General features: G+C 71.7%; 26 protein-coding genes. 6 read left to right on the top strand and 20 right to left on the bottom strand.

The annotated features are described in order from the left end of the window. Positions 1–6 precede the first annotated feature (6 nt). The 13 genes from rdgB to clpS all read right to left on the bottom strand — a co-directional run bounded on the left by rdgB (position 7) and on the right by clpS (position 9926). Positions 7–621 (bottom strand): RdgB/HAM1 family non-canonical purine NTP pyrophosphatase, encoded by a 615-nt coding sequence (gene rdgB / locus ABWI04_RS31390; protein ID WP_345184190.1) that lies wholly within the window; start codon positions 619–621, stop codon positions 7–9. Next, the gene (gene rph / locus ABWI04_RS31385; RefSeq protein WP_345184188.1) at positions 618–1337 is read right to left on the bottom strand and encodes a ribonuclease PH; all 720 of its coding nucleotides are present in this window, start codon (positions 1335–1337) and stop codon (positions 618–620) included. The genes rdgB and rph overlap by 4 nt, the downstream gene beginning before the upstream one ends. 107 nt (positions 1338–1444) lie before the next feature. Continuing rightward, the gene (locus tag ABWI04_RS31380; RefSeq protein ID WP_345184186.1) at positions 1445–2194 is read right to left on the bottom strand and encodes an MBL fold metallo-hydrolase; all 750 of its coding nucleotides are present in this window, start codon (positions 2192–2194) and stop codon (positions 1445–1447) included. A gap of 28 nt (positions 2195–2222) precedes the next feature. Then, the gene (gene murI, locus ABWI04_RS31375; RefSeq protein WP_345184184.1) at positions 2223–3062 is read right to left on the bottom strand and encodes a glutamate racemase; all 840 of its coding nucleotides are present in this window, start codon (positions 3060–3062) and stop codon (positions 2223–2225) included. 146 nt (positions 3063–3208) lie between these two features. After that, positions 3209–4006: a thioesterase family protein gene (locus tag ABWI04_RS31370; protein ID WP_345184182.1), complete on the bottom strand. Its 798-nt coding sequence runs from the start codon at positions 4004–4006 to the stop codon at positions 3209–3211. 188 nt (positions 4007–4194) lie between these two features. Next, on the bottom strand, positions 4195–5514 hold the full coding sequence (locus tag ABWI04_RS31365) for a cytochrome P450 (protein ID WP_353834682.1): 1320 nt from the start codon (positions 5512–5514) through the stop codon (positions 4195–4197). Continuing rightward, positions 5511–6572, bottom strand: a complete 1062-nt coding sequence (locus tag ABWI04_RS31360) for a terpene synthase family protein (RefSeq protein WP_353834681.1) — start codon at positions 6570–6572, stop codon at positions 5511–5513. The genes ABWI04_RS31365 and ABWI04_RS31360 overlap by 4 nt, the downstream gene beginning before the upstream one ends. 560 nt (positions 6573–7132) lie before the next feature. Next, positions 7133–8080: a PLP-dependent cysteine synthase family protein gene (locus tag ABWI04_RS31355; RefSeq protein WP_345184175.1), complete on the bottom strand. Its 948-nt coding sequence runs from the start codon at positions 8078–8080 to the stop codon at positions 7133–7135. Positions 8081–8101: 21 nt separating this feature from the next. Continuing rightward, a complete protein-coding gene (locus ABWI04_RS31350; RefSeq protein WP_345184173.1) occupies positions 8102–8374 on the bottom strand; it encodes a MoaD/ThiS family protein in 273 nt (90 codons plus the stop codon). A 92-nt stretch (positions 8375–8466) separates the two neighbouring features. Then, a complete protein-coding gene (locus tag ABWI04_RS31345) occupies positions 8467–8589 on the bottom strand; it encodes a hypothetical protein (protein ID WP_281258271.1) in 123 nt (40 codons plus the stop codon). 73 nt (positions 8590–8662) lie between these two features. Continuing rightward, positions 8663–9076 carry a M67 family metallopeptidase gene (locus ABWI04_RS31340; RefSeq protein ID WP_345184170.1) on the bottom strand — a complete coding sequence of 138 codons (414 nt, stop codon included), beginning with the start codon at positions 9074–9076 and terminating at the stop codon, positions 8663–8665. 21 nt (positions 9077–9097) lie between these two features. Then, positions 9098–9625 (bottom strand): DUF2017 domain-containing protein, encoded by a 528-nt coding sequence (locus ABWI04_RS31335; protein ID WP_345184168.1) that lies wholly within the window; start codon positions 9623–9625, stop codon positions 9098–9100. Between the two features lie 4 nt (positions 9626–9629). Then, positions 9630–9926 (bottom strand): ATP-dependent Clp protease adapter ClpS, encoded by a 297-nt coding sequence (clpS, locus tag ABWI04_RS31330; RefSeq protein WP_345184262.1) that lies wholly within the window; start codon positions 9924–9926, stop codon positions 9630–9632. Between the two features lie 122 nt (positions 9927–10048). On the opposite strand from clpS, the gene ABWI04_RS31325 reads away from it, so the two are divergent. The 4 genes from ABWI04_RS31325 to ABWI04_RS31310 all read left to right on the top strand — a co-directional run bounded on the left by ABWI04_RS31325 (position 10049) and on the right by ABWI04_RS31310 (position 13041). Beyond that, entirely contained in the window at positions 10049–11401 is a 1353-nt protein-coding gene (locus ABWI04_RS31325) for a nicotinate phosphoribosyltransferase (protein WP_345184260.1), read from the top strand. 79 nt (positions 11402–11480) lie between these two features. Then, a complete protein-coding gene (locus tag ABWI04_RS31320; RefSeq protein WP_345184166.1) occupies positions 11481–12062 on the top strand; it encodes a nicotinamidase in 582 nt (193 codons plus the stop codon). A gap of 2 nt (positions 12063–12064) precedes the next feature. Further along, complete coding sequence (locus ABWI04_RS31315; protein WP_353834680.1) at positions 12065–12610, top strand: gluconokinase; 546 nt, start codon at positions 12065–12067, stop codon at positions 12608–12610. A gap of 167 nt (positions 12611–12777) precedes the next feature. Beyond that, positions 12778–13041 (top strand): hypothetical protein, encoded by a 264-nt coding sequence (locus tag ABWI04_RS31310; protein ID WP_353834679.1) that lies wholly within the window; start codon positions 12778–12780, stop codon positions 13039–13041. Positions 13042–13164: 123 nt separating this feature from the next. On the opposite strand, the gene ABWI04_RS31305 is transcribed toward ABWI04_RS31310, so the two are convergent. The 5 genes from ABWI04_RS31305 to ABWI04_RS31285 form a co-directional block, all read right to left on the bottom strand. After that, positions 13165–13581: a ribosomal maturation YjgA family protein gene (locus tag ABWI04_RS31305; RefSeq protein ID WP_353834678.1), complete on the bottom strand. Its 417-nt coding sequence runs from the start codon at positions 13579–13581 to the stop codon at positions 13165–13167. A 209-nt stretch (positions 13582–13790) separates the two neighbouring features. Further along, positions 13791–15533 (bottom strand): DEAD/DEAH box helicase, encoded by a 1743-nt coding sequence (locus ABWI04_RS31300; RefSeq protein ID WP_353834685.1) that lies wholly within the window; start codon positions 15531–15533, stop codon positions 13791–13793. A 36-nt stretch (positions 15534–15569) separates the two neighbouring features. Further along, positions 15570–16610, bottom strand: coding sequence for a zinc metalloprotease (locus tag ABWI04_RS31295; RefSeq protein WP_353834677.1), 1041 nt, complete (start codon positions 16608–16610; stop codon positions 15570–15572). Positions 16611–16819: 209 nt separating this feature from the next. Beyond that, positions 16820–17083, bottom strand: coding sequence for a DUF3039 domain-containing protein (locus ABWI04_RS31290; RefSeq protein WP_185027553.1), 264 nt, complete (start codon positions 17081–17083; stop codon positions 16820–16822). Positions 17084–17093: 10 nt separating this feature from the next. Further along, positions 17094–17669: a YqgE/AlgH family protein gene (locus ABWI04_RS31285; protein ID WP_345184155.1), complete on the bottom strand. Its 576-nt coding sequence runs from the start codon at positions 17667–17669 to the stop codon at positions 17094–17096. 160 nt (positions 17670–17829) lie between these two features. Here ABWI04_RS31285 and ABWI04_RS31280 point away from each other — a divergent pair, with 160 nt between their 5' ends. Next, entirely contained in the window at positions 17830–18513 is a 684-nt protein-coding gene (locus ABWI04_RS31280) for a hypothetical protein (RefSeq protein ID WP_345184153.1), read from the top strand. Between the two features lie 43 nt (positions 18514–18556). Here the strand turns inward: ABWI04_RS31280 and ABWI04_RS31275 are convergent, their stop codons facing one another. Both ABWI04_RS31275 and ABWI04_RS31270 read right to left on the bottom strand, forming a co-directional pair. Further along, positions 18557–19960: an NAD-dependent malic enzyme gene (locus tag ABWI04_RS31275; RefSeq protein WP_345184151.1), complete on the bottom strand. Its 1404-nt coding sequence runs from the start codon at positions 19958–19960 to the stop codon at positions 18557–18559. 382 nt (positions 19961–20342) lie between these two features. Then, positions 20343–21296: a tetratricopeptide repeat protein gene (locus ABWI04_RS31270; protein ID WP_353834676.1), complete on the bottom strand. Its 954-nt coding sequence runs from the start codon at positions 21294–21296 to the stop codon at positions 20343–20345. A gap of 391 nt (positions 21297–21687) precedes the next feature. Between ABWI04_RS31270 and ABWI04_RS31265 the strand changes: the two genes are divergently transcribed. Next, positions 21688–22459 (top strand): ATP-binding cassette domain-containing protein (locus ABWI04_RS31265; RefSeq protein ID WP_353834675.1); only part of this gene is annotated, 772 nt, incomplete at its 3' end.

Below are 22459 nucleotides of genomic sequence, written 5' to 3'. Positions count from 1 at the left end.
CGGGGGTCAGGCCAGGCCGGCGGCCCGGAGGGCGTCGGGGACGATCTCGGCGAGCGCGCGGAAGGCGCGGCCGCGATGGCTGATCGCGTCCTTCTCGGCGGGCGCCAGCTCCGCGGTCGTGCGGGTCCCGCCCTCCGGAAGGAAGATCGGGTCGTAGCCGAAGCCGCCGGCGCCGCGCGGCTCCCGGATGACGGTGCCGTGCATCCGGCCCTCGACGCAGTGCTCGGCGCCGCCCGGGACGACCAGCGCGGCCGCGCACACGAACGAGCCGCCGCGCCGGTCGTCGGCCACGTCGGCGAGCTGGTCGAGGACGAGCCGCAGGTTGGCGGCGTCCTGGTCGCCGGCGCCGAACCGTCCCGACCAGCGGGCCGACAGCACGCCGGGCATGCCGTTCAGCGCGTCCACGCACAGGCCGGAGTCGTCGGCGACGGCGGGCAGCCCGGTGAACGCGGCGATCGCGCGGGCCTTCAGCAGCGCGTTGCCCTCGAAGGTCAGCTCGGTCTCGGGCACGTCGGGGGCGCCGGGGAAGGCGTCGAGGCCGACGACGTCGAGGTCGCCGAGGATCCGGTGCAGCTCGGCGACCTTGCCCTGGTTGCGGGTGGCGAGGACGATCCGGCTCATCGGCCGAGGGCCTCGTTCTGGATGCGGGTCAGCTCGGCGCAGCCGGCGGCGCCGAGGTCGAGCAGCTCGTCCAGCTCCGCCCGGTCGAACGGGGCGCCCTCGGCGGTGCCCTGCACCTCGACGAACCGGCCGTCGCCGGTGCAGACGACGTTCATGTCGGTCCCGGCGGCCGAGTCCTCTTCGTAGCAGAGATCGAGGCGGGGCTCGCCGTCCACGACGCCGACGCTGACCGCCGAGACCGAGGTGATGAGCGGGTCCCCCCGGAGCAGGCGGCGCTCGCGCATCCAGCTCACCGCGTCGGCCAGCGCGACGTAGGCGCCGGTGATCGCGGCGGTGCGGGTGCCGCCGTCGGCCTGCAGGACGTCGCAGTCGAGCTGGACGGTGTTCTCGCCGAGCGCCTTGAGGTCCAGGCACGCCCGGATCGACCGGCCGATCAGCCGGGAGATCTCGTGGGTGCGCCCGCCGATCCGGCCCTTGACGGACTCGCGGTCGTTGCGGGTGTTCGTCGCGCGCGGCAGCATCGCGTACTCGGCGGTGACCCAGCCGAGGCCGCTGTCGCGCCGCCAGCGGGGCACCGAGTCCTGCACGGACGCGGCGCACAGCACCCGGGTCGCGCCGAACTCGACGAGCACCGACCCTTCCGCGTGGTCGAGCCATCCGCGCTGGATGCGGACGGGACGGAGCCGGTCGGGTGCACGATCATCGGGGCGAGCCATGCGCCCACCCTAGCGGGCGGGCCCCCGCCGGACCCGGCCTACCGCCGGTGACGCCGCACTCACCGCGGCGGGCCCCGGAAGCGGACGGCCCCGGGAGCGGCGGCCCCTCAGAACTCGTAGACGGCGCCTACCTCGGCCAGCTCGACCGGGCCGCGGAACCCGCTGGCCTTCGCCTCGGAGAGCGTCTCGGACGGGTCGTTCCACGGCAGCAGGTGCGTCAGGACCAGCCGCCCGACCCCGGCCCGCTCGGCGTGCTCGCCGGCCTCCCGTCCCGTCAGGTGCATGTCCGGCGGCAGGTCCGGGCGGTCGGCGAACCCCGCCTCGCAGAGGAACAGGTCGGAGTCGCGGGCCAGCCGGACCAGGTCGTCGCTGTGGCCGGTGTCGCCGGAGTAGGTCATGACGCTGCCGCCGTGCTCGATCCGCAGGCCGTACGCCTCGACCGGGTGGTTCATCAGCGCGGTGGTGACCGTGAAGGGGCCGATGGGCACCGGCCCCGGCTCCAGCGGACGGAAGTCGAAGGTGGCGGTCATCTCCGGGTTCGGTTCCAGCTCGTACGCCTTGATCATGTGGTCCGCGGTGTCGCGGGGGCCGTACACCGGGATGCGCGGCGCCGGGCCGTCCGGGCAGTACGTCCGCGCGATCCAGTAGACGGTGAGGTCGAGGCAGTGGTCGGGATGCAGGTGCGAGATGCAGATGGCGTCGATGTCCAGCAGGCCGTGGAAGCGCTGGAGGCTCCCGATCGCGCCGTTGCCGATGTCGACGAGCATGGAGAAGCCGTCCGCCTCGACCAGATAGCTGGACGCGGGGCTGTCCGGCCCTGGGAAACTGCCGGAACAGCCGATCACAGTGACCCGCACGCTCACTCCTCCTCCGCGGTCCGAGGAATCAGGTCGTCAAAGCCTTGCTCAACGTGCTCTCCACCGAACCGATCTCCGGCCCGAGGAAGCGTCGGCCGAGCTCGGCGAACACGGCGGGGTCGCCGGTGGCGCGGAACCGGTGCCGCGGCCGGGGCGTCGCCTCGGCGCGGGCCAGTCCCCGATCGTGCAGCACTCGGTACACGTCCTTGGCGGTCTCGTCGGCGCTTGAGACCAGTGTGACCCCGTCTCCGACCACATACGAGATGACGCCGGTCAGAAGCGGGTAGTGCGTGCAGCCGAGGATCAGGGTGTCGCAGCCCGCGTCCACGATCGGGCCCAGGTACTCGCGGGCGGCGTCGAGGAGGTCGTCGCCCATCGTCACGCCCGCCTCGACGAAGTCGACGAAGCGGGGGCAGGCGGCGCTGACCAGCTCGATGTGCGGCGCGGCGGCGAACGCGTCCTCGTAGGCGCGGCTGTTCACGGTGGCCTCGGTGGCGATGAGGCCGACCCGCCCGTTGGAGGTGGCGCGCGCCGCGCGCCTGGTCGCGGGGTTGATGACCTCCACGACCGGGACGTCGTAGCGTTCGCGGGCGTCGCGCAGCATCGCCGAGCTGGCGCTGTTGCAGGCGATCACCAGCATCTTCACGCCCTCGTCGACCAGCTCGTCCAGCATCTCCAGCGCGAACGCGCGGACCTGGGCGATCGGGCGCGGGCCGTACGGCTGGCGGCCCGAGTCGCCGAGGTAGACGATCGGCTCGTTCGGCAGCTGGTCGAGGATGGCGCGAGCCACCGTGAGGCCCCCGAAACCGCTGTCGAAGATCCCGATGGGCGCGTCGGGGAGGCCGTCCCCCCGGGATGGATCTGACATGGTGCACAAGGCTAGGCGACATGGCCCCGCCCGGGTGTGTCATGCGTTGGACATCACACCGTCACACGCTGGAAAACCGTCCAGCTCACGCCGCCGGCGCATGATCCGGTGGTTCGGCGGTCCGAAACGCCGGTGCGCCGCGCCGGCTAGGAGCGGGCGAGGGGGACGCGGGCGATCTGCCGGCTCTGTGCCACGAGGCGCCCGGCGGCGTCCCACACCTCGACCTCCTCGTCGAACCAGCCGCCGGCGAGGAGCCGTCCGGTGCCGTGCACGGCGAGCCACCCGGGCGCCGGGACGGCCCGCATGTGCCAGGTCAGCTCGACGGTCGGGGCCCAGCCCTGCGCGCCGAGGTTGAGCGCCACGGGCGGCAGCGCGTCCACGGCGAGGGCCAGGGAGTAGCCGTCGGGCTCCTGGCCGCAGCCGTGCCGGAACCAGGCGCGGATGTCCGGGCGCCCGCTCGGCCGCCCGTCCAGCCAGCCCATCGTCTCGGGGTCGAAGCGCATGTCGACCTGGTCGGCGAACCCGCCGCCGGTGGCGGCGGGCGGCCGGAATCCCGTGCACTCCTCCAGCGGCGGCAGCGCGGCGGGCGGCCCCGCGGCGAAGTCGGGCTCGGCGGACGGGTCGAGCGTGCCGGTGGTGATCAGGGCGTCCACGACGGGACGGCCGTCCTGGACGAGGGTGACGAACGACGAGGCGGCCGTGCGCCCCACCTTGCGGGAGTCGACGACCAGCTCGGCGGGGCCGGCCTTGGCGACGCGGTGGAAGTTCGCCGCGGTCGAGACCGGGTGCTCGTGCGGCGAGGCGTCCACGGCGGCGCGGGCGAGCACGGCCATCAGGTAGCCGCCGTTCAGCGCCTGGGCGATGCCGTAGCCGCCGTCCAGGACGGCCTCGTACCGGCCCTCACCGACGGGCTTCACCGCCGTGGAGTCCCCGAACCCGCTCATCCGCACTCTCCCGGGACGATTCTAGAATCACGTTCGAGTACGCACTCTACCCCGGCCGCCTGGAGCGTGCGTGAACCTGGCCGTCCTCGCCGGGCAGAGTCCGAACCTCGTGCAGCGCAGTAAAACGGTATCGCGGCCCGGCGCCGGCGATTACCGGCCGCGAACTGGCGCGCCTTATCAGTCAGCGTTCAGTTTCCGCAGGGCCCTGTTTCGTTCTGTCGCCCCTGCGCCTGTCGACGCTCCACCCTCATGTGAAGCCTGGTGGGCACAAGGGTCGCCGAAGGACGCACCGCCGTCTCGCCCGCCGGGAGAAGGCGATAGCGTTCAGCGATGGTCTGGACGACCGCGATCATTTCGGTAGTGGCGAATCTGGCGCCGATACAGTTGTGCGGTCCTGCGCCGAACGTGAGAAACGCGTGCGGAGAGGGTGCCGGAGACGCCCCGGGCTCCCACCGTTCAGGACGGAAAGCATCAGCTGATTCATAGATCTCCGGAGAACGATGAAGCAGGTACGGGCTGAAGAACACGAGGGATCCGACGGGAAGTTCACAAGGCCCCAGGTTGAGAGCCTTCACGACGCGACGGGGAATGAGCCACGCCGGTGGGTAGATTCTCAGCGCCTCCTTGACCACCCACCCGAGGTACTCGCCGTCTCCTTCGGTGGCCGCGAGGTGGACCCTGGCTTCGACCTGCGGGTGCCCGGCGAGCAGGTGCCAGACCCAGCACAGAGCGTTGCCGGTGGTCTCGGTGCCGGCGAGCAGTAGATTGATCGCATCGTCACAGACCCGCGCCTGTGCCTCCGCATCGTCGCCGTAGGCGCGAATGAGAAGGTGGATCAGGTCGTCGCCAGATCGATCCTGGCGCGAGCGCTTCGCCACCAGTTCGGCGATGCCCGTGCGCAGCCGACGGGTCGCACGACCGAACTCCTGGTTCGCGGGAAGCGGTATTCGCTCCAGTACGGGAAACGGGTTCAAGGCTCGCCACGTCAGACCGTTGAGAATCCGTGGCAGATCCTGCTGAACGGTCAGGGTGGTCCGTTCTCCTGGAACTGTCGAACAGAGGGTTCGTGTGGCGACGTTCAGGGAGATGCTGCGCATGGCATCATCGACGGCGACGATCTCGCCGTCTTTCCAGCCATCGATGGCTTCCAACGTCGCCGCTCGCATCAAAGTGGTGTACGAGTCCACCCGGTCGTGACGGAAGACGGGCTGAAGCAGACGGCGACGATCTCTGTGCGCCGGGCCTCTGGCGAGGGAGACGGCATCGCCCAGCAACGGTCGGAGCCTGTCATATTGGGCACCCTTGTCGAAATGCGCGACATCACGGATCAGTATGCGGCGGATCAGTTCCACATCGTTGACCACGAACACCGAGGGCCCGGGCAGGTTGATCCGGCTGACCGGAGCGCCGGCCGACTCACGGGAAAGATATGCCAGAGGATCTCGAACGAAGGAGGCAAGGTTGGCGAGCTGGCGCAGCTTTCCCGGCGGTGCGGCCACGGCGTTCATGATTGCTCCGCAGCGACCTGGGCGCCTGCGTCCTGCCGTTTCAGGCCAAGGCTCGCGAGCGCATTCGGTTGAATGCTGTCCGCGCCAAAGCGTGCCTGTGCATAGCGTTCGTTGTCGGTGGACCAGGCGAAGCTGCCGCTGATCCACTCATGCATTCCCTGGATGAATTTGCGAAGGTCAAGGGCCTTCTCATTGGGGATTCCGCGGTGAGTTCGCCACTGGTCGAGGCCGGAACGGGATCTTTCGAAGTCGGCCACCCGCGCGGAAACCATGTCGATAACCTGGTTCCGGCAGGCGTCCATTGTGCCGCCGCGCTCGGCATGGAGCACGACGATGAGGTTCGGCGTGCGTTCCTGCACGTCCACCTCGAAGGAGAAGACGTCGTTTCCCCAAAGAGCGATGTCACCCAGTGCATCCATCAGTCGGACCACGTAGGGGTCTTCATGGAGCGTGACCGGCAGCTCGAAGTCTCGGCTCACTTCCACCAGCGCCATCGCCTCCTTGATTCCGCCGTACGCCCTACGGCGTTCGATGAAGGTCGCGACGTCGGGCGGCCTCTCGGCCTGGCGCATGGCCGCCTCCCAACGGCAGCCGTCCAGGTAGTCGGCCACCGTGGACACGTACCGCCGCCGCCAGTCGATGGACCGCGCAGCGGCCATCTGGTGCCAGACTTCAAGGAATGCGGCGCCGAACGGCTGCAAATGAGCAACCGCCTGCGTCGCGGCGGCCGAATCCGTCGACAGTGTCGAGAGCAGCGCCGCACTGGCGTTTTCGAAGGCGGCCGGGTTCTCCAGGGGCAGTTGTTCCAGCTGATCGTCGAAGATCGCCCAGGTGAGGAGCCATTCGGCCAGCAGTGTGAGCGTGGTGCGACTCGAGTGCGGATAGACGCGGGCGGCGAGATCGCCGAAGTTCGACCGATCGTAATGGCGCATCGCCGCCGGCGTGCTCAGAAGGCCGTGACGGCGCGCGAAGCCGCGCACCTCCCGCTCGGCATCGGGTCCGTAGGGGCTGGGCTGTGAAGGGAATCGCTGGGCGATTGCTGCGAGGGCGGAATGCATGATGGCCCCTCGAAAGAATGTGACACAAAAACGATCGTGATGTTTCCGATTCCGAACGTCGAAACCCAGGAGTCGAGGCGCATTCGACTGACCGCACGGTGCAACGCACCTGCGATCCAGGCGATGATCTCGTTACAGGAAGCCTGCGGTTACCCAATTAAGCTGTTGACCAGGAAGGCCAGTGCGTCGCGGTGGGTCACGCCGCCACCTCCTCCGCTTGGGCGGTCCGCTGGTCATTCATCTACCGACCGCTGGACGGCAGGGGCCCGCGTTCTCGAAGTTCAGGCCTCGGTGTCCGGCTCTGGGGGGATGAATGCCGATGTGAGGGCGCGACCGTCCGGAATCACGAAGTTTGCGGGGACTTCATGATCTTTGGGGGAGGTCATGCCCCTTCTGTCCATCATCGTTGATTGAGCCGTTGCCGACAACCCCTGGCAGGGCTCGCTCCGGTGGATCCAGGGGGCAGGCGGGGCGGGTGTGGTCGCACATCGTGCCTGGAGAGGGCTCGTCCGGTTCGGCGACCTCGCGTTACCCGGCCCGCAAGTGGCGGCCGCGGCCCGTCAGGCCCAGAGCTGGCCTTCGAGCCGGGCCTCGGCCTCCTCCAGGGTGCCGCCGTACGCGCCGGTCGACAGGTACTTCCAGCCGCCGTCGGCGACGACGAACACGATGTCGGCGCGCTCCCCGGCCTTCACCGCCTTGTTCGCCATCCCGATCGCCGCGTGCAGCGCCCCGCCGGTCGAGATCCCCGCGAAGATGCCCTCCTGCTCCAGCAGCTCGCGGGTACGGCGCAGCGCGTCCAGCGACCCGACCGAGAACCGGGTCGTCAGCACGGAGTCGTCGTACAGCTCGGGGATGAAGCCCTCGTCGATGTTGCGCAGCCCGTACACCAGCTCCCCGTACCGCGGCTCCGCTGCGACGATCTTGATGTCCGGGACCCGCTCGCGCAGGAACCGGCCGACGCCCATCAGCGTCCCCGTCGTGCCCAGCCCGGCGACGAAGTGCGTCACCGACGGCAGGTCGGCGAGGATCTCCGGGCCGGTCGTCTCGTAGTGCGCGAGCGCGTTGGCCTCGTTGCCGTACTGGTACAGCATCACCCAGTCGGGGTTCTCCTTCGCCAGGCCCTTGGCCACCCGCACGGCCTCGTTCGAGCCGCCCGCCGCCGGGGAGGAGATGATCCGCGCGCCCCACATCTCCAGGAGCTGGCGGCGCTCGGCCGAGGTGTTCTCCGGCATCACGCACACCATCGAGTAGCCGCGCAGCTTGGCGACCATGGCCAGCGAGATGCCCGTGTTGCCGGACGTCGGCTCCAGGATCGTGCAGCCGGGCGTCAGCAGCCCCTCCTTCTCCGCCTTCTCGATCATGTGGAAGGCGGGCCGGTCCTTCACCGATCCGGTGGGGTTGCGGTCCTCCAGCTTGGCCCAGAGCCGCACGTCCTCGCTCGGCGACAGCCGCGGCAGCCCGACCAGCGGGGTGCCGCCGAGCGAGTCCAGCAGTGAGTCGAATCGCATGTGGCGCTCGTCCCGACCGGCTCAGCCGCCGGCGACGGCCGGCAGGATCGTGACGCTGTCGCCGTCGGCGACCTCCGTCTCCAGCCCGCCGAGGAAGCGCACGTCCTCGTCGTTCAGGTAGACGTTGACGAACTTGCGCAGGCCCTTGTCGTCCACGAGCCGGTCGCGCAGGCCGGCGTGCCGGGTGTCCAGGTCGGCGAACAGCTCGTCGAGCGTGCCGCCCTTGCCCTCGACGGCCTTGGCGCCGTCGGTGAGGTTGCGCAGGATCGTCGGGATCCGGACCTCGATCGCCATCGCGATGATCTCCTTAAACGTCGTACGGGACTGCCCGCCCCTGGTGGTGGAACCGGGCGGGCGACGGGATGATTCCAGGCGTGATCAGCGCGTCAGCGACAGTCGTAGACGACCTCGGCGCGCGAGTGCCCGAACAGGAAGCTCTGCACGGGCGGCACCGCTGGGGCCCCGGCGCGGCGCCCGGCGCCGCCCGTCCCATGCCCGCTCGTCCACATGTCGACCAGTTTACCGGCCGCGAGGCCGCCGATCCCGCCCGCCTCCGCCCCTCCGGCGCCGCGTGTCCCGCCGTCAGGATCCCTCGACGACGGCGACCTCCTCCTCGGTGACCTCGCCGTCCACGATGCGGAACGAGCGGAACTCCGTCTCGCCCTCCTCGCGGGTCGAGACGAGGACGTAGTGCGCGTTCGGCTCGGACGCGTAGGAGATGTCGGTGCGGGAGGGGTAGGCCTCGGTCGCGGTGTGGGAGTGGTAGATCACGACGGGCTCCTCGTCCCGGTCGTCCATCTCCCGCCACACCTTCAGCTGCTCCTGGGAGTCGAACCGGTAGAACGTCGGGGAGCGCTCGGCGTTGACCATCGCGACGAACCGGACGGGCCGGTCGGAGCCGACCGGGCCCGCGATGATGCCGCACGCCTCGTCGGGGTGGTCCGCGCGCGCGTGCGCGATGATCTGGTCGACCAGGGCCCGTTCAATCGTCAGCATGGCCGCAAGCTTAGGCGGCGCCTACTCCAGGGCGCGGACGAGACCGTCCTGCAGCATCGTCAGCCAGTCGTAGGCGGCGAACATGGGGGCGCGCGGGTCGCGCGGGTCTATGCCGCCCGCCTCCTCGTACCAGTCGTCGGTGATGTCGAGCCGGGTGCCGAGCGCCAGCCGCACGTCGTTCAGCGCCCGCAGCCACTCCTGCATCCGCTTCTCGTCGAGGACCGTGTCGGTACCGCCCTCGCCCAGCGCCCCGAGGACCGCCCGGGCCGCCTCGCGCTTGCCGTCGCGCAGGCCCATCTCGGTGTAGCGGCGGAACTCCCCGGCGGCCTCGCCGTCGTCGCGGTAGGCGTCCGGGAACAGCCGCGCGAGGACCGGGTCGTCCGACTTCGTGGCGTTCTCGGCGATGCCGAGGGACGCCAGCTCGCCTCCCTCGCCGGACTCCTCCCCGAGGAGGGCGAGCATCTGCTCCATGAGGGCGCGCAGCAGCGCCGTCTCCTCCGGCTCCAGCCGCACCCGGAAGCCGTCGCGTCTCTTCTTCACATGGCTCATCGGCTCAGTCGTCCCGTTTCACGGTCGCCCACAGGCCGTAGGAGTGCAGGATCTCCACGTCCCGCTCCATCTCCTCGCGGGTGCCGTTGGCCACCACGGCGCGGCCCTTGTGGTGCACGTCGAGCATCAGCTTCTCGGCCTTGGACTTGGGGTAGCCGAAGACGGCCTGGAACACGTACGTGACGTACGACATCAGATTGATCGGGTCGTTCCAGACGATCGCCAGCCAGGGCCGGTCGGCGCTCACGTCCTCCGCCGCGTCCGGCCGCTCCAGCTCCACCGGTGCGGGCGCCGTGCTCATGGCGCTCATTGGCCGGGCCTCCTCCTCTCTCTCGCGCGGGGTCCCGCCCTGGAGGACGCGGCCGCCCGCCGCATCCGATGCTATGCGCCTCGTCCCCGCCGCGTGTGACGGCCCGCGTCACCATGGTGCCCGCACTCGGCCCTAAAGTTCCACTTGTGGACCTTGGTGACGGCACGGCCCTGCTGACCGACCAGTACGAGCTGACCATGCTGCAGGCCGCCCTGCGCAGCGGGACGGACGGCCGCCGCGCGGTCTTCGAGGTGTTCGCGCGGAGCCTTCCCGCCGGCCGCCGGTACGGGGTCGTCGCGGGCACCGGGCGGCTCCTGGACGCCATCGAGGCGTTCCGGTTCGGCGACTCCGAACTGGAGTTCCTCAGCGAGAACCGCATCGTGGACGAGCCCACGCTGCGCTGGCTGGAGAAGTACCGCTTCACCGGGAACGTCTGGGGCTACGCCGAGGGCGAGTGCTACTTCCCCGACTCGCCGATCCTGATGGTCGAGGGGACGTTCGGGGAGGCCGTCCTGCTGGAGACCCTCGCCCTGTCGATCCTCAACCACGACTGCGCGATCGCGTCCGCCGCGTCCCGGATGGTGCAGGCCGCGCAGGACCGCCCGATCATCGAGATGGGGTCGCGGCGGACCCACGAGCGCGCCGCCGTGGCCGCCGCCCGCGCCGCCTACATCGCCGGGTTCACCACCACCTCCAACCTGGAGGCGGGACGGCTCTACGGCGTCCCGACCGCCGGGACGAGCGCGCACTCCTTCACCCTCCTGCACGACAGCGAGCGGCACGCGTTCGAGGCGCAGCTCGCGGCCCTGGGCGACGGCACGACGCTGCTCGTCGACACCTACGACGTCGAGCGGGCCGTCCGGACGGCGGTGGAGCTCGCGGGACCGGACCTCGGCGCCGTCCGGATCGACAGCGGCGACCTCGGCGTGGTGGCGCGGCGCGTCCGCGAGCAGCTCGACTCCCTCGGCGCGCACGGCACGCGCATCGTGGTGACCGGCGACCTCGACGAGTACGGCATCGCGGCGCTCGGCGCGGCGCCCGTGGACGGGTACGGCGTGGGGACGTCCCTGGTGACCGGTTCCGGCGCCCCCACGGCGTCGCTCGTCTACAAGCTCGTCGCGCGGGCGGACGGCCCGCGGGAGGACGCGCCCATGCGGCCGGTCGCCAAGCGCTCGACGGGCAAGCCGAGCCGCGGCGGGCGCAAGACCGCCGTCCGCCGCGTCGACGGGCACGGCGTCGCCTACGCCGAGACCGTGTTCACCACCGAGCCGACGCCCGGCCCCCACGACCGCGTCCTCCAGGTGCCGCTGGTGCGGGACGGCGAGGTCGTCGGCCGCGAGGCGCTCCGCGACGCCAGGGAGCGCCACGCCCGCTCGGTCGCCGAACTGCCCCCCACGGCGCGCCGGCTCTCCCGGGGAGAGCCCGCCGTCCCGACCGAGTTCGTCAACGGCGGGCCACGCCGTTGAGCCGTCCGGCGTGGGGGAACGAGCCTGGGGTACGGTCGGTGCAGAGCCGGTGGGGCAACCGGTAGAGGGAGCAGCGGTCATGGGCAAGAAGGCTCTGATCATCGTGGACGTGCAGAACGACTTCTGCGAGGGCGGGTCGCTCGCGGTCGGCGGGGGCGCCGCCGTGGCGACCGCGATCTCCGAGTACGTGGCCGCGCACCGGTCCGAGTACGCGCACATCGTGGCGACCCGCGACTTCCACCTCGACCCGGGCGGCCACTTCTCCGCCGAACCGGACTTCGCCGACACCTGGCCGCCGCACTGCGTGATCGGCACCCCCGGCGCCGACTTCCACCCCAACCTCGCCCTCGCCCCCATCGAGGCCGTGTTCAGCAAGGGCCGCGAGACCGCCGCCTACAGCGGGTTCGAGGGGTTCTCCGACGACGAGACCCCGCTCGCCGACTGGCTCGCCGCCCGCGGCGTCGACGCCGTCGACGTCGTCGGCATCGCCACCGACCACTGCGTCCGGGCGACCGCCGTGGACGCCGTCCGCGCGGGCCTGCGCACCACCGTCCTGCTGGACCTGACGGCCGGTGTGAGCAAGACCACCGTCGACAAGGCGCTGGACGAGCTCGGCCAGGAGGGCATCGTCCTGTCCGGCGCCCCGGTGGTCACCGCCTGACCATGCCCCCGCCTCCTCCCCCGAACGCGGCCGGGCCCACGGTCATCCTGGTCGCCGGCGTGTCCGGCAGCGGCAAGACCACCATCGGCACGCTCCTCGCCGAACGCCTCGGCTGGGAGTACGCCGAGGCCGACGCGTTCCACTCCGAGGCCAACGTCGCCAAGATGCGCGCGGGCCGGCCCCTCACCGACGAGGACCGCCTCCCCTGGCTGCGCGCCATCGCCGCGTGGATCGCCGACCGCGTCGCCACCGGCCGCCCCGGCGTCGTCACCTGCTCCGCCCTGAAACGCGGGTACCGCGACATGCTGCTCGACGGCCACGCGGGCGTCCGCCTGGTCCTCCTGAACGGCGACCGCGACACGATCGCCGCCCGCATGCGCTCCCGCAAGGGCCACTTCTTCAAGGCCGAACTCCTCGACTCGCAGTTCGCCGACCTCGAACCCCCGGGCCCCGACGAGAACATCGTCACCGCCCCCATCACGGGCACCCCGGAGGAAACGGTCACCCACATCCTCAAGGCCCTGGACCTGTCCCCCACCTCCCCCTGACCGCCACCGGTCGCGGTGGGCGGGCTGGGCGTGATCGGCCAGCACCTCCGCGGACGAGGCATGGCGGGGACGCGTCCTCACCGGCTTGCACGGTGCGCCTCGTCACGGACAGTGCCCGGTAGGCACCTCACCTCACGAGAGGTGCGACTCACAACCGGAGGGTTCTCATGATCACTGGAGACTTCGCCAACTTCGAACTCCGTGTCAGGAACGCCGCGGGCCTCGCCGTCTGGCCCTTGATCGGCGGCGTCTTCGGCGCCCTGGTCGGGATCATCCTCGGCTTCGTCATCGGGGGGTCCGTCCCCCTGAGCCTCGGCGTGGCCATCGGCGCCGGCTGCGTGGCACTCGGCGCCATCGCGGGCGGCGCGTTCACCATCTGGATCGAGGTCCGCCTCATTCGTTCCCGTTCCAGGAGCAACCGGGTCGCCTGACAGGGCGGCCTCGTGTGAGGAGGCTCGCGCCTCTTCGCATCGTTGACGGGGGCCTGGCCGAGCCAGGTCCCCGTCCTTGCCCGGCGGCGCTCGCCCGAAGGAGCGGCGAGGTGAAGTGCGCGGCTAAGCCTCAGCGGGCGGCGAGTTCGGTCGCCTAGATGCGCTGTTACGAAGCAACCAATGCGCGACGACCATGGGAATGACGCCTACGGGATACCAGGCCACGTCGACGAGATCGAACTGGGCGCCCAGCAGTTGGCGCGCGAACCAGCTGCGTTGGGAGATTTCGCCGGGCAAGGGGGTGAGCTGCGCAAACTCGATGAACCAGCAGTATGCGACCGCGGCGCCGGCGGCGGGCAATGGAGAAATCCGCGGCCGTATGAAGAGCACAATCGTGTAGACGATGGCCGCGGACAAGGCGGCACCGGAATACTGGTCGATCGGCCCGTCTCCCACCGCGCGGATCGCATATGCCGCTCCGGCGAGACCGGCCGCCGATACGACCATCAGCAACCGAACCCAGCGCGCCGCGAACGTCATCGCACGATCTTAAGCGGCAACCCACGCCCGATACCCCCACAGCGCCTATGCCCGCCTGTACTGCTGGCGGGCGGTGGGCCTACCGGGTCGCAGGGGCGATGCGGCACCCCCTGCGACGGCCCTCAGCGCGTGGCGGGCGCCCTCCGGGATCGCCTGGGCACGCGGGGGGCCGCAGGCTCTGCGGCGGGCTCAGGCGCGGCGGTGAGGCCTCAGTGGCGGCGCTTGGCGGCCCATTCACGGATCTTGGCTATGCGCTCGCGGATCTCCTCGGCGCTCGCCTGGGGGACGGGCGGGCCGCCGCAGGAGCGGCGCAGCTCGTTGTGGATGACTCCCTGCGGCTGGCCCGTCCGGTGGTTCCAGGCGTTGACCAGGCCGTTCAGCTCGCGGCGCAGGGTCGCTATGTCCTCGGCGGCGGTGCGGTCGGCGCGGGGGTCGCCGGTCTTGCGCCGGCGCTCGTTGGCGATCTGCTCGGCCTGCCGCTTGCGCAGCAGCGCCGACACCTGGTCGGGCTCCAGCAGGCCGGGGATGCCGAGGAACTCCTCCTCCTCAGCCGACCCCGGCTCGGCGTTCATGCCGAACTCGCCGCCGTCGTAGAGCACGCGGTCGAATGTCGCGGACGCCTCCACCGTCTCGAACGGCAGCTCCTCGCCGACGTCGGGCGTGTCCTTCTCGCGGTTGGCCTCGGCGAGCAGATCGTCGTCGAGGCCGTCCTCGCGGACGGGGCGGTCGAGGACGTGGTCGCGCTCCTCCTCCATCTCGGAGGCGTGGCCCATCAGCGTCGGCACCGACGGCAGGAACACCGACGCGGTCTCGCCGCGCTTGCGGGCGCGGACGAAGCGGCCGATGGCCTGCGCGAAGAACAGCGGCGTGCTGGTGGAGGTGGCGTAGACGCCGACGCACAGGCGCGGGATGTCGACGCCCTCGGACACCATGCGGACCGCGACCATCCAGCGGTCGTCGGTCTCGCCGAACGCCTTGATCTTCTTGGACGCGGTCGGGTCGTCCGACAGCACGATCGTGGCGCCCTGGCCGGTCACCGCGCGCAGCATCTTGGCGTAGGCGCGGGCGGCCTCGTGGTCGGTGGCGATGACCAGGCCGCCCGCGTCGGGGATGACGCGGCGCAGCTCGGTGAGGCGGCGGTCGGCCGCCGCCAGCACCTGCGTGATCCAGTTGCCCTTGGGGTCGAGCGCGGCCCGCCACGCCTGGGACGTCTGGTCCTGGGTGAGCGGCTCGCCGAGGGTCGCGGTGATCTCGTCGCCCGCGCGGGTGCGCCAGCGCATCTCCCCCGCGTACGCCAGGAAGATCACCGGTCGGACGACGCCGTCGGCGAGGGCGGGCCCGTAGCCGTAGGTGTAGTCGGCCTGGCTGCGGCGGACGCCGTCAGGCCCCTCCTCGTACTGGACGAACGGGATCGGGTTGATGTCGGTGCGGAACGGCGTGCCGGACAGGGCGAGCCTCCGCGTCGCCGGCTCGAACGCCTCCCGGACGGCGTCGCCCCACGACAGGCCGTCGCCCGCGTGGTGCACCTCGTCGAAGATGACCAGCGACTTGCGCGCCTCGGTGCGGTTGCGGTGCAGCGCCGGGCGCGCGGCGACGGTCGCGTACGTGACGGCGACGCCGTGGAAGTCCTTGCCGACGGGGCCTTGCCCGTTCTGGTACTCGGGGTCGATCCTGATGCCGACGCGGGCCGCCGACTCGGCCCACTGCCGCTTGAGGTGCTCGGTCGGGCACACGATCGTGAGCGACGAGACGACGCGGCGCTCCATCAGCTCGCGGGCGAGCCGGAGCGCGAACGTCGTCTTGCCGGCGCCCGGCGTCGCGACGGTGAGGAAGTCGCGGGGCCCGGGCGCCGTTCCGTCCGCGCCGAAGTACGCCTCCAGCGCCTGCTGCTGCCAGGCGCGCAGGGAGGACGCGGTCCCCCAGGCGGCCCGCTCGGGGAAGGCGGGGGGCATGCTCGATGCGGCGAAGGTGCTCACGGTCATTGAAGGCTACCGAGCCGCACCGACAGATCGTGCCGCTCCCGGCGCCGCTGTGCCGAGATCCACACGGTGGCCGCCGGTCTTGCGGGACCGGTACGCCGCCCACGCCGCCCGGATGCGACGGCCCTGACCTGCGGTGAAGCCCCGCATGCAGGCGTCGTGGGCGTAGTCCATGAAATTGTGGATCGGATCGCGGCCCCGCTGCGGGCACGAGTCGCGGCCCTGCGGGCAGCCCTGCGCCGGCTCCGCCTCGTACGGGGTGTCGGTGACCCCGTCGCCCGGCGACACGCACCCGCCCTCGAACGTGTGCATCAGGCCCAGCCAGTGCCCGATCTCGTGGACGGCCGTGTACCCGTGGTTGAACGGCGCGTACGACCCGTACGGCAGGCTGCGGAAGTCGACGATGACGCCGTCGAGGCGCGGGTCGCGCCGGTACCACTGCGGGAAGGTGGAGAAGCCCAGCACGTCCGAGCCGACGGCCGCCGTGTAGAGGTTCAGCGTCCCGCTCCCGCCCTTGCGGAGGCGCCGCTTCATCGGCCCCTCGTAGTGCTGCGGGTTGCGGAACCAGGCCGAGTTGTCGGTGCGGTCGAGGGAGTCGAGCCGGAACCGCACGTGGGTGTCGGCCCCGCCGAGACGGCCGCCGTAGGCCGCGTTGAGCGTGGCGATCTGCCGCTGGACCGCCGCCGTGGACAGCCGTCCCGAACTCCCGCTGTGGACGACGTGGAACCGCACCGGGACGACCAGGGCCCCCGTGGCGCGCCGGGCCGGGTCGGGGCGCGTCCCGCCGAGGAGGGCCGGGTCGAGGAGGGCCTCGTCGGACGTCCCGAACCGGTCGAGGAGCGTGCGGCGGAGGTCGGCGAGCATGGCGGTGGCCTGGTCGTGGCCGAGATCGGCCCGGTCGCGGGCCTGGGCCGACCGCGCCCTTCCGCCCGAGGCGCCCCTCCCGCCCACGGCGGCCGTCCCGCCCGGCGTGCCCGCGTGGCGGTGGACGCAGTCGTCGCCGCGGGCGGCCGGAGCGACCCGCGCCCGTTCCCACTCCCCCTCACTCACCGAACCCGGAACAGCACACACCGTGACCGCCAGTGCGCACAGTGAAACCCCGGCCAAGCGCCGCATTCAATCCCCCGATTGTTCAGGGACGTCCGTTTCGGGCCGTCCCGCGATAAGAAAGGCCGAGGTCCTGCGGCACATGACCGCAGGACCTCACACGCGCGCGCGCCTATCCGGCGGCGCGCCCTCGACCGCCGTTCAGCGGCCGGTCACTCCTCGCCCTTGCCCCCGCCCGGCTGCATGGACTCGTAGATCTCCTTGCACTCCGGGCAGACGGGGTACTTCTTCGGATCCCGGTTCGGCACCCAGACCTTGCCGCACAGCGCGATCACCGGCGTGCCGGTCACCGCGCTCTCGGTGATCTTGGCCTTCTTCACGTAGTGGGCGAACCGCTCGTGGTCGCCGTCACCGTGGGAGAGGTCCGGCTTGACATCGCTCTGGGTGTCGCTGTCGGGAAGGATCTGCGTACTCACACCAGTCACCTTAGTTCAGCGTCGGGTCCTCGGGGAAAGTGGAGACGAAGGCCAGGTCGCCGCCCTGCCTGCGCAGCACGTGCTGCCACAGCCGCTCCGGGTCGCCGGCGAACACGTCCCCGGCCTCCGCGGGCACCAGGTACCACGAGCCGTCCTCGACCTCGGAGCGCAGCTGGCCGGGCGACCAGCCCGCGTATCCGGCGAACACGCGCAGCTGCAGGAGCTCCGCCGCGAGCAGGCCGGGCGGGGCCTCCAGGTCGACCAGCCCGACCCGGGCGACCTCGGCGCCGCCGTCCAGGGCGCGCCATCCGAGCGGCTCGTCCTCGCCGGGGAGCCGGGCCAGGGCGAGCGCGTTCTCCAGCGCGACCGGCCCGCCCTGGAACACCACGGCGGGCCCGGTGACGAGTTCCGCCCACGGCGGCAGCACGCGGTCGACCGGAACCTCGGTCGGCCGGTTGAGGACGACACCGAGGGTTCCCCCGTCGCCGTCGTGCTCGACCAGCAGGACGACGCTGCGCCGAAAGTTCGGATCCTCCAGCTGCGGGGTGGCCACCAGCAGGAGCCCGACCCTGATCCCGTCTTCCATGGGTCCCATGATGCGTTGCCCGGACCTCCGGCGGCACGCCTCCTCGCTCGTTAGCCTGTTACGCATTCCTATCGATGGGGATATCGGCACCACAAGGTCCTGGGTTAAGAATGATCTAGGACAATCGGCCACCCGCTTGGTGCGCGCCGGGAGGACAGCGATGCAGTTGCCCAGGGTCGTCATCGCCGCCGTGTTCATCGTCATCGGGGCGCTGATCGCGATCCCGGCCCTGTTCAGGTCGGACGGCTCCGCGTCGCCGACCTCGGCGACGGAGTCCACGAGCCCGAGCCCGTCCGGCGGCTCGCCGTCGGCCTCGGGCAAGCCCACCCGGACTCCGACGCACAGCCCGTCCCGCACGCCGTCCCGCACCCCCTCGCACACGCCGACCGCCGCTCCCGCGCGGCCGGTGACGGCCACGATCGGCTCGGTCTCCTGCCCGGACCGCACCGTGAACGTCAGCGTCCGCAACACCGGAACGCAGACCGAGGACTTCTCCGTCGAGAAGAACGACGACACCGCCGCCGTCCCCGGCAAGATCGGTCCGGGCACCACCCGGACGGTCGCGGTGAAGCTGCGCGAGGACCGCGGCACCCGCATCACCGTCCGGTGGGCGAACCGGCAGATCGAGAGCACCGCGGTCAAGGCGAACTGCAAGAAGGCGGGCGGCGCCGCGCCGCGCGAGACGCCGCCCGGCAAGCTCCCCCACACCGGCCCCGACACCGTGCTGTGGGCGCGGGCCGTGACCGGCGTCGCCGTCATCCTGACCGGCGCGATCATCTTCTGGTGGGGCGGCACGTGGCCCCGCCGCCGCGAGCAGGTCTTCGCGGGCAGGAAGTCGGACTGAGCGCGGCGGCGGGCCCGCCTTCCGGGCCCGCCTCCGCCGGCGCCTACGCCTCGGTGCGGGGACGGCCGCCCGCGGCCTCGCGGACCGCGCCGGCCACGCGGGTGCTGACGTCCGGGTGGAAGACGCTCGGCACGATGTAGTTCGGGCCGAGCTCGTCGGGCGTGACGACCTCGGCGAGGGCCTTGGCCGCGGCCGCGAGCATGTCGAGGGTGACGCCGCTGGCCTGGGCGTCCAGCAGGCCGCGGAACACACCGGGGAACGCCAGCACGTTGTTGATCTGGTTCGGGTAGTCGCTGCGCCCGGTGGCGACCACGGCGGCGTGCTCGCGCGCCTCGTCCGGCGAGACCTCCGGCTCGGGGTTGGCGAGCGCGAACACGATCGCGTCGTCGCTCATCGTCGCGATGTCGTCGCCGTTCAGGATGCCGGGGGCGGACACGCCGATGAACACGTCGGCGTCCTTCACCGCGCCGCGCAGGTCGCCGGAGTAGCCGCCCTCGTTGGTGTGCTCGGCGATCCAGCGCAGCGAGTCGTCCAGGTCGTCGCGGCCCTTGTGCACGGCGCCGGCGTAGTCGCAGACGACGAGGTTGCGGGCGCCGGCGTGCATCAGCAGCTTCAGGATGGCGGTGCCGGCCGCGCCCGCGCCCGCCATCGCGATGCGCACGGCGCCGATGTCCTTGCCGACGACGCGCAGCGCGTTGGTCAGCGCGGCGAGCACGCAGATCGCGGTGCCGTGCTGGTCGTCGTGGAAGACGGGGATGTCGAGCAGCTCGCGCAGCCGGGCCTCGACCTCGAAGCAGCGCGGCGCGGAGATGTCCTCCAGGTTGATGCCGCCGAACGCGGGCGCGAGGATCTGCACCGTCCGGACGATCTCGTCGGTGTCCTGCGTGTCGAGGCAGATCGGCCACGCGTCGATCCCGGCGAACCGCTTGAACAGCGCCGCCTTGCCCTCCATGACCGGCAGCGCGGCCTCCGGGCCGATGTTGCCGAGGCCGAGCACCGCCGAGCCGTCGGTCACCACGGCGACGCTGTTGCGTTTGATCGTCAGCCGGCGGACGTCCTCGGGGTTGCGGGCGATGGCCAGGGAGACGCGGGCGACGCCCGGCGTGTAGGCCATCGACAGCTCGTCGCGGTTGCGCAGCGGCACCTTGGACTGCATCTCGATCTTGCCGCCGAGGTGCATCAGGAACGTCCGGTCGCTGACCTTGTGGATCTTGACGGACTCGATCCGCTCCAGCGCGCCCGCGATCGCCTCGGCGTGCTGGGTGTCGCGGGTGGCGATCGTGACGTCGATGCGGAGGGTCTCGTGTCCGGCGGTGTTGACGTCGAGGGCCGTGACGATGCCGCCCGCGTTCTCGACCACGTGGGTGATCTGGCTGACGGCCCTGCCGCCGGCGGGGACCTCCAGCCGGACGGTGATGGAGTACGACACGCTTGGCACGCTCGCCACGACAGCTGCTCCCTATTTATACGGGTTTGTCCACATCCGAGCGCGCCGCTTCCAGGGGACGGTGCGTCCGGGGCCGCCGCCCGGTCCCGTCCCGCGGCCCGCAGAGCCCGGGCCGCGGCGACGATCGCTCGACGGTCGCGGGACGGGCGCCCCCGTGGTGTCGATCGCAGGACGGTGTCGATCACGAGGTGGCGGAGCCGCGGACCGGCCGGATCGGCCGTGGAAGTGCTTCACCGGGAAGTGCTTCACGCGGCCGCACGGGCGCGGTCATCAGTCAACGAGCATACGCTCACCACCGCGGTCAGGTGTCCCGCTCGCCCCAGCTCACCGCCCTTCGCCCGTCACCCGGCCGTGACCCGGGCCGGAGCAGCGGTGGCGCCTGTCAGAACAGGGCGGACTGGAGACCGCGGCGGGCCTTGCCGACGCGGGGGTCGTCCGGGGGCAGGAGCTCGAACAGCGACAGCAGGTGCTTGCGCGCCGCGTCGCGGTCGTCGCCCGCGCCGCGCCGCACCGCGCCCACCAGCCGGTCGAAGGCGTCGTCGATGCGCCCGGACACCATCTCCACGTCGGCCGCGCTGATCTGCGCTTGGACGTCGCCGGGCTTCTCGTCCGCCTCCTGCAACGCGCGCTCGGGGTCGAGCGACCGCACGCGCAGGCTCAGCTCGACCAGTGCGAGGCCCTGCTTGGCCTGGTCGTCCCTGGGGTCGACGGCCAGGACGCGCTCGAACGCGGCCTTGGCGCCGTCCAGGTCTCCGCGCTGCAGGGCCTCCTCGGCCTCCGAGAACACGGGCTCGGCGGGGGCCTCCGCGCCGGGCGCCGGCTGCTCGCCCTCGGGGGCGTCCGGCAGGATGCCCTCCTTGCGCAGCGCGTCGAAGAGCTGGTCGATGGCCTGGCGGACCTGCGGTTCGGGGGCGGCGCCGTTCAGGAACGGCAGCAGCTGCCCGGCGACGACCGCCGCCACGAACGGGATGCCGCGCACGCCCATCTGCTGCATGTAGGCGCCGAGCTGCGGGTTCGCGTCGATGTCGACCTTGGCCAGGATCCACTTGCCGGCCGCCTCGGTGGCGAGCTTCTCCAGGATCGGGCCGAGCTGCTTGCACGGACCGCACCACTCGGCCCAGAAGTCCACCAGGACGGGGACGGACTGCGACCGCTCCACGACCTCGGTGTTGAACGTCTGGTCGGTGACGTCCACGACGTAGGGACCCCCGGGGGCGTCCGCGGCCGGCGCCGCGCCGCCGCCGCCCTGGGTCCGGCGTTCCTGCTGCTTCCTTGCCGCGGCCTGGCGCGCTCCCAGGTCGATGGCCCCGTGCAACGAAAAGTCCCGAGAAGGCATGGGTCCATCCTGCCCCATGACCGCCCCCTGCCGTACGTCCGTACGCTCCCAGCGGAGCGCGGCGCGGCGCGGGGCGGTCGGCGCGTTTGCACGGCCGGTCCCCAGAGCCGTCCCTATGGACGCCATATCAAGAGAATTGTCCGCCTTTTTTATTCTCTTTCGGCCGCGCCCCGGGCAAAGAGTTCCGTCGTCCTGCCGTAAAGGCGATTAGATTGCTGACAGCCATCACCAAGCCCGGTTATAGTCACGATGTCGATGCATTGCGGCCCGGCAAAAGCGACCGGGTCGGCGCCGCCGGGGGGCGGCCCGGCCTGCGGGCCGCGCCGCGTGGCGGGTTGGGGGACCCGAGGCCACCGGCGCGGCGGGCGCACCGTCCGGCCGCCGCGACAGCATGACGAACAACGGGGGGAAACTTGTGATCGCGGAGCATTCCGTGATCGTGGCCCGAGGAATGGGTGTCCGCCGCGGGGGGCGGTGGCTCCTGCGCCCGGTGACCTTCGGCGTGCCCGAAGGCGTGGTCGGCCTGGCCGGTCCACCGGGTGCCGGTAAATCCACTCTGCTGGCCACGTTCGCGACCTTGCGCAGACCGAACACCGGCGCGCTGCACATTCTCGGACACGACATCACGAACGCCGCCGGGCAGCGGGCCGCCCGGGCCGGAATCGGTTACCTGCCGGCCCGGTTCTCGCGCGCGGAGGGAATGACGGCCGGCGAGTTCGTCGCCTACGCCGCGTACTACAAGCGGACGAGCGCGTCCGCCGCGCAGAGCATGATCCGCCGCTTCGACCTCGCCGAGGCCGCCGGGACCGAGCTGGCGCTGCTGCCGCCTGACGTCCGGCTGCGCGCCGGGCTGGCCGCCGCCTGCGTCCACGAGCCCGGCCTGGTGCTGCTCGACGACCCCTTCGGCGAGCTGTGCGCCGCCGCCGACCCCTGGCCCACCGGCGCCGCCGGCCCCGGACGGCACTCGCTGACCGCGGCCATGGCCGAGCTGATCCCCGTGCTGCGCACGCTGGCGCCCACCGTGGTCGTCACCGCCGACGCCACCGAGACGCTCACCGGCTGGTGCGACCGCCTGTTCACCCTCGCCCGCGGCCGGCTCGCCGAGCAGCCCACGCACTCGGCCGCCGCCCGCCGCGGCCGCTCCCCCGCCGACCGGCGCGGCG

The sequence above is a fragment of the Actinomadura sp. NPDC000929 genome (assembly GCF_040492065.1).
GTDB classification, from domain to species: Bacteria; Actinomycetota; Actinomycetes; order Streptosporangiales; family Streptosporangiaceae; genus Spirillospora; species Spirillospora verrucosospora.
The sequence above is the reverse complement of the archived record's forward strand: the minus strand, read 5'-3'. Positions and strand labels throughout refer to the sequence as shown.